Below are 5,580 nucleotides of genomic sequence, written 5' to 3'. Positions count from 1 at the left end.
GGTTGCTCCAGCGGCGCCCCCAGCCGGTCAGTCCAGCCGCCGCCCTCGCTGATGGGTTTGCCCAGTCGCGGCGTTGCCCGTGGGGTGTCCGGTGAGCAGAGCAGGGCCCGCAGGATACCTTCCGGGTTGGCATCGAACTCGGCCTCGGCAACACCGGGTGTCTGAAAATACAACTGATAGAAAAAGCGATCACCGAAAATACGCCGCAGTTGCTCCGTCGGAGGCTGGTCGCCGGGCTTCCGCAAAGGGACACTCATGGTGACCAGGCGGGATACGGCCTCCGGGTGGCGCAGGGTGAAGTTCCAGGCATTGATGGCGCCCCAGTCGTGGCCAATCAGCAGCACCGGAGAATCGCCAGCCTCAGCGATCAGCTGCAGCAGAAACTCGCTGATGCGTGCGATGTTGTAATCCGCGATCCCGGGCAGCCCCTGGCTGTGGCCGAAGCCCGGCATGTCCGGTGCAACGGACCGATAGCCGGCATTGGCCAGCAAGACCATCTGCTCACGCCAGGAGTACCAGCACTCCGGCCAGCCGTGGATAAACAGGGCCACCGGACCCTTTCCGACGCTGGCTACCCGGGTATCCAGTCCGCCTACCTGCCATTGTTCCAGCGCAATATCATCAAAGGTGTACATGACTGATCATGCTCCTGTTCGCTGTGACCGGATATCAGTTGATATTCCGGTCCACTTTTCCGGCGTAGGACCAGGCCAGTTCGGCCAGGCGGCGGGTGGTCTTGCCGGCCAGGTGAGCGGTTTCGCTGGAGGCTATGCCATCCATGGCCCGCTTGGCAACGCCCTGGTTGATGCTGGCCAGGCGGAACATGTTGAAGGCATGGTAGAAATTCCAGTTACCGCTGATGGTGAACCCGGTACGTTCCAGATACTTCGCGACGTATTCCTGCTCGCCAGGAATTCCCAGTCCGGGCAGATCCTCTCCCGCCAGACCACGGATCTCCCGGGGCAGATTCCACGCCATACAGTGATAGGCAAAATCCGCCAGAGGGTGGCCCAGGGTGGACAGTTCCCAGTCCAGTACCGCCACCGCCTTCGGTTCACTGCTGTGGAAAATGAGGTTGTCGGCGCGAAAGTCACCGTGAACTATGGACACCAGGCCGTCTTCCGGCGGACGGTTTTCCGGCAGCCATGCGATCAGGTTATCCATGGCTTCGATGGATTCTGTTTCCGAGGCGCGATACTGCCGGGTCCAGCGATCGATTTGGCGGGTGAAATAGTTGGCAGGTTTGCCATAGTCCGAGAGCCCACGTGCTGCGAAATCCACGGTATGCAGGGCAGCGATCACCCGGTTCATTTCATCATACAGCGCAGAGCGTTCGTTCAGGGATACCCCTGGCATGGTCGGGTCCCACAGTACCCGGCCTTCGACCATATCCATGACATAGAACGCCCGCCCGATCACACCTTCGTCGTCGCACAACAGCAGAGGTTCTGCCACTGGCACCGCACTGCCGTACAGTGCCTTCTGGACCCGGTATTCACGTTCTATGGCATGGGCCGACGGCAGCAGGCTGGAGGCCGGGCCGGGCTTCATGCGCAGAACGTAATTGCGACCCGGTGTGGTCAGCTTGAACGTGGGGTTGGACTGTCCGCCCTTGAACTGCTCAACGGTCATGGGGCCGGCAAAGCCGGGCAGGTGTTTGCATAAAAAAGCGTCGAGATCATCGACGCTGAATGAATGTCGCTCGGCAACCGCTTTGGTGCCCGAATTCAGCTCATCAAACATGAGTGTTACCCGTTGTTGTTTTTCGGATTGTGCATTTCAGCTCAGCCTGTTACAGCCGTGCGTAGGCATGGCCGCCATCAACTGCAATGGTGTCACCCACCACGTAGTCACCGGCTCGCGAGGCCAGGTAAATGGCAGCTCCGGCCATATCTTCATCGGTACCCACACGCCCCGACGGTGTCCTTCTTGCAACTTCATCGGATTCGTCGCGGGCAGCGCGGTTCATTTCTGACGGGAAGGGGCCCGGGGCAATCGCGGTCACGACAATGCGATCCTGAATCAGGCGGGCTGCGATACGACGGGTCAGAAAAATAAGTCCTGACTTGGAGGCGTGGTAGGAATAGGTTTCCAGCGGATTCAGACGAATGCCATCGATAGAGGCAATGTTGATGACCTTGGCCGGTTTTGCATCCGAAGCGCCGGCTTTCAGCATTTCGTGAAGCGCCTGGGTCAGAAAGAACGGCGACTTCAGGTTGAGGTCCATGACCTTGTCCCAGCCACTTTCCGGAAACTCATCAAAATCTGCGCCCCAGGCTGCGCCAGCATTGTTCACCAGAATATCCAGATGGTCTTCCTTCGCTTTCAGGGCTTCGGTGAGCGCCTTGCAGCCGTCTACGGTAGACAGGTCCTGGGGCAGGGAAATGCAACGGCCATTGCCTTTTGACAGCTCTTCAGCGGCGGCATCGCACTGATCGGCTTTGCGGGAGGAGATATACACCTTTGCGCCCTGGGCAATAAAACCGGCGGCAATCATCTTGCCGATACCACGGGATCCGCCGGTAACCAGAGCGGTGCGTCCTTCCAGTGAAAACAGGTTTTCGAACATCGAATTTACTCCTTCCGTTGTTTTTGTAAGCCTCCTATATAGACAGAAGTCATGCTCAGGGGCAAGTTCTGGAGTGGGCGTGGCCTGATTCAGGCGCTTACACGCCGAAGGTGGTGAAGCTGAGGCCAACGTACAGGCAATAGCCGAACAACAGGATGCCGCCCTCAATCCGGCTGAGGCGACGCCCTGTGTAAAGGAAGATCAGTAACAGGATGGCGGTGGCCAGCATCACCCACTGATCAAACTGCAAAATCCGGGCATGGACCGGCAGCGGCTGGAGCAGAGCAGATATGCCGAGAATCCCCAGCAGGTTGAAAATGTTGCTGCCCAGAATGTTGCCGATGGCCACATCGGCATGGCGGCGAAGCGCCGCGATAACCGAGATCGACAGCTCCGGCAGCGAAGTACCCACCGCCACCAGGGTCAGGCCGATAACCGCCTCTGATACGCCGTATAGCTCAGCAATACCAACCGCGCCTTTCAGCAGAATCTGTGAGCCGGCAATCAGCAATACCAGCCCCAGCACTATCGCCGTGATGATCCACAGTGCTGTTTTGGGCAATGCGGATAGCTCGGTGCTTTCGGCCTGGTACAGTTCGGCAGAGGGTGCATTCCCGGAGCGTTCGGTCCAGTACGCCCAGCCGAGGTAAGCCGCCAGCGCCAGCAGAAAAATGGCCGCATCAGGTCGGCCAAGTGCCGAGCCGCCCACCAGAATCAGAAACAGGACGCTGGCACCAACGACAGTGACCGCGTCACGGCGCAAGGCAAGAGGTTTTACCGCCATTGGTGATATCAGTGCGCATAGCCCGAGAATCAGCAAAATGTTACCGATGTTACTGCCAACCACGTTGCCCACGGCGATATCCGGACGGCTGTTCAGGGCGGCGTCGATGGAGACCACCAGTTCCGGGGACGAAGTGCCAAAACCCACAATGACCAGACCACTGAGCAATGGTGATACACCCAGCCGCTTTGCAGCCGCGAGCGAACCCCGGATCAGGGCCTCACCACCGGTAGTGAGCAGGCCAACACCAATAAGAATAAAAAGCAGGTTCAGCATGTGGTTTCCAGATCAGTAACAGGAGTTGGGTGCCGAGTCCGGGTTAATATCCCCGGCCACTTCCTCAGGGTCAATACCGTGGCTGATCAGTACTTCACGCACAAAGTTCACCTGAGCCAGAACACGGTCGGTATCGTCGCCGTATTCGAAGCGATTCACCTCCACCGGCTGCGGCATGTAGGTGAAGGCGGTTTTGAGGGCAGTGAGGGTGTCTTCGTCGATCATTGATTGCACGCCTTTTGAGTTGTTGAATTGATCGGATCGGGTACCGCTTAGTGTAGCCTTATGCCGCGACTTTACGGGCCCGAATTCGACGTAGCCAATGGCAAAAGACGCCCTTCCCATCCTTCGCTTTCCTCAACTGTCACATCCCTTGGTTGCAGCGGTTCACCGCATTCCGAACAGGTCAGTACGCCCCGGGTAAGGTGGCCGCAGCTGCGATGGCGGTGGCGGATGGGCGGGCCTTGTTCGTCGGCCATGTAGCGGTCGCCCCAGTGGACCAGTGACAGAATCACCGGGTACAGATCCTTGCCCTTTTGGGTCAGCCGGTACTCATAGCGCCGAGGTTTGTCCTGATAGGGTTGCTTTTCAAGCACGCCACCGTCTACCAGTTTCTTCAGCCGGTCTGCCAGTACATGGCGGGTGATTCCGAGGCGTTCCTCGAAATGGTCGAAGCGTCTTACACCCAGAAAGCAGTCCCTGAGGACAATTAACGTCCAGCGGTCACCCACCACCGACAGGGTGCGGGCCAGGGAGCAGGGTTGTTGATCAAGGTCGTCCCAGCGCATGGTCTCTCCGGCGTGATTGAAGGGGGTATCAAAAGCCTGGTTGTTCATGTTGACAGATTCCAAAAAGGAACTGTAGTCTGAACCAGGGTTCCATAAAAGAACTTAATAACCAGACGGGACACTACACATGAACCAGAAGAAAGCGATTCTCGTCATCGGAGCGGGTGACGCCACCGGCGGTGCCATCGCCCGCCGCTTCGCCCGGGAAGGCTATATCGCCTGCGTCACCCGCCGCCAGGCTGACAAGCTGACACCGTTGGCGGAACAAATCGAGAGCGACGGAGGCGTCGCCTATGGCTTTGGCAGCGATGCCCGCAACGAAGACGAGATGATTGAACTGATCGAGAAGATCGAGCGGGATATTGCGCCCATCGAAGTGGCGGTGTTCAACATCGGCGCCAACGTCCGTTTCGGTATTACCGAAACCACCTCACGGGTGTACCGCAAAGTCTGGGAGCTTGCCTGTTTCGGAGGCTTTCTGATGGGTCGGGAGACTGCCAGGGTGATGCTGCCCCGGGGCCGCGGCACCATCATCTTCACCGGCGCTACCGCCAGTCTGCGGGGGCGGGAAGGTTTTGCGGCGTTCTCAGGTGCCAAGCACGCCTTGCGGGCACTGGCCCAAAGCATGGCGCGGGAGCTGTGGCCCCAGGGCATCCACGTTGCCCACCCGGTCATCGATGGCGCTATCGATACGGATTTCATCCGCACCAATTTCCCTGAACGCTACGCCCTGAAAGAGCAGGGCGGCATCCTGTCTCCAGACAGTATTGCCGAAGCCTACTGGCAGATACATCTGCAGCCCCGCGACGCCTGGACTCATGAAACCGACCTTCGGCCCTGGCTGGAGAATTGGTAATTAAATGATTTAAAAATAGTAGGTTAAATACCTATATTAATGTCAATTATAGGGTAAGGCCTTTAAAACGCCGGCACCTGCTGCCTCTACCAGGAGAACCAATATGACCAAACCTGTCGCTCAGTTTCTGTTTGATTTCGGCAGCCCCAACGCCTACCTCTGCCACCGGGTGATCCCGGATATCGAAGCCCGTACCGATGCGCGTTTCGAATACGTGCCAGTGTTGCTCGGCGGCCTGTTCAAACTGGCCAATAACCGATCTCCGGCGGAAGCCTATGCAGACATTCCGAAAAAGCGGGCCTACGAG

At 58.2% G+C, this 5,580-nt stretch carries 7 protein-coding genes and 1 pseudogene; 2 read left to right on the top strand and 6 right to left on the bottom strand.

The features are described from left to right. The 6 genes from AAC035_RS18055 to AAC035_RS18030 form a co-directional block, all read right to left on the bottom strand. Positions 1-635, bottom strand: a 635-nt coding sequence (locus AAC035_RS18055; protein ID WP_339806484.1) for an alpha/beta hydrolase, incomplete at its 3' end; no start/stop codon positions are given. Positions 636-669: 34 nt separating this feature from the next. Then, positions 670-1,743, bottom strand: a complete 1,074-nt coding sequence (locus AAC035_RS18050) for a phosphotransferase family protein (protein WP_339806483.1) — start codon at positions 1,741-1,743, stop codon at positions 670-672. Between the two features lie 49 nt (positions 1,744-1,792). After that, positions 1,793-2,569, bottom strand: coding sequence for an SDR family oxidoreductase (locus tag AAC035_RS18045; protein ID WP_339806482.1), 777 nt, complete (start codon positions 2,567-2,569; stop codon positions 1,793-1,795). Between the two features lie 97 nt (positions 2,570-2,666). Next, positions 2,667-3,629: a calcium/sodium antiporter gene (locus AAC035_RS18040; RefSeq protein ID WP_339806481.1), complete on the bottom strand. Its 963-nt coding sequence runs from the start codon at positions 3,627-3,629 to the stop codon at positions 2,667-2,669. Positions 3,630-3,641: 12 nt separating this feature from the next. Continuing rightward, complete coding sequence (locus AAC035_RS18035; RefSeq protein ID WP_339806480.1) at positions 3,642-3,854, bottom strand: penicillin-binding protein; 213 nt, start codon at positions 3,852-3,854, stop codon at positions 3,642-3,644. A gap of 71 nt (positions 3,855-3,925) precedes the next feature. Next, on the bottom strand, positions 3,926-4,417 hold the full coding sequence (locus AAC035_RS18030) for a helix-turn-helix domain-containing protein (RefSeq protein WP_339806485.1): 492 nt from the start codon (positions 4,415-4,417) through the stop codon (positions 3,926-3,928). A 127-nt stretch (positions 4,418-4,544) separates the two neighbouring features. On the opposite strand from AAC035_RS18030, the gene AAC035_RS18025 reads away from it, so the two are divergent. Together AAC035_RS18025 and AAC035_RS18020 are read left to right on the top strand one after the other, a co-directional pair. After that, complete coding sequence (locus tag AAC035_RS18025; RefSeq protein ID WP_339806479.1) at positions 4,545-5,273, top strand: SDR family oxidoreductase; 729 nt, start codon at positions 4,545-4,547, stop codon at positions 5,271-5,273. 103 nt (positions 5,274-5,376) lie between these two features. After that, positions 5,377-5,580 (top strand): annotated as a pseudogene (locus tag AAC035_RS18020) (2-hydroxychromene-2-carboxylate isomerase); the annotation flags it as partial.

The organism is uncultured Marinobacter sp., from assembly GCF_963974375.1.
Taxonomy (GTDB): Bacteria; Pseudomonadota; Gammaproteobacteria; order Pseudomonadales; family Oleiphilaceae; genus Marinobacter.
Note: the sequence above shows the minus strand (reverse complement) of the source record. Positions and strands in the feature narration are given on the sequence as shown.

What these genes read in the sequence shown, in the direction of transcription:
- AAC035_RS18050 (WP_339806483.1), bottom strand. Translation starts at nt 1,743, where the DNA reads ATGTTTGATGAGCTGAATTCGGGCACCAAAGCGGTTGCCGAGCGACAT.
- AAC035_RS18045 (WP_339806482.1), bottom strand. Translation starts at nt 2,569, where the DNA reads ATGTTCGAAAACCTGTTTTCACTGGAAGGACGCACCGCTCTGGTTACC.
- AAC035_RS18040 (WP_339806481.1), bottom strand. Translation starts at nt 3,629, where the DNA reads ATGCTGAACCTGCTTTTTATTCTTATTGGTGTTGGCCTGCTCACTACC.
- AAC035_RS18035 (WP_339806480.1), bottom strand. Translation starts at nt 3,854, where the DNA reads ATGATCGACGAAGACACCCTCACTGCCCTCAAAACCGCCTTCACCTAC.
- AAC035_RS18030 (WP_339806485.1), bottom strand. Translation starts at nt 4,417, where the DNA reads ATGCGCTGGGACGACCTTGATCAACAACCCTGCTCCCTGGCCCGCACC.
- AAC035_RS18025 (WP_339806479.1), top strand. Translation starts at nt 4,545, where the DNA reads ATGAACCAGAAGAAAGCGATTCTCGTCATCGGAGCGGGTGACGCCACC.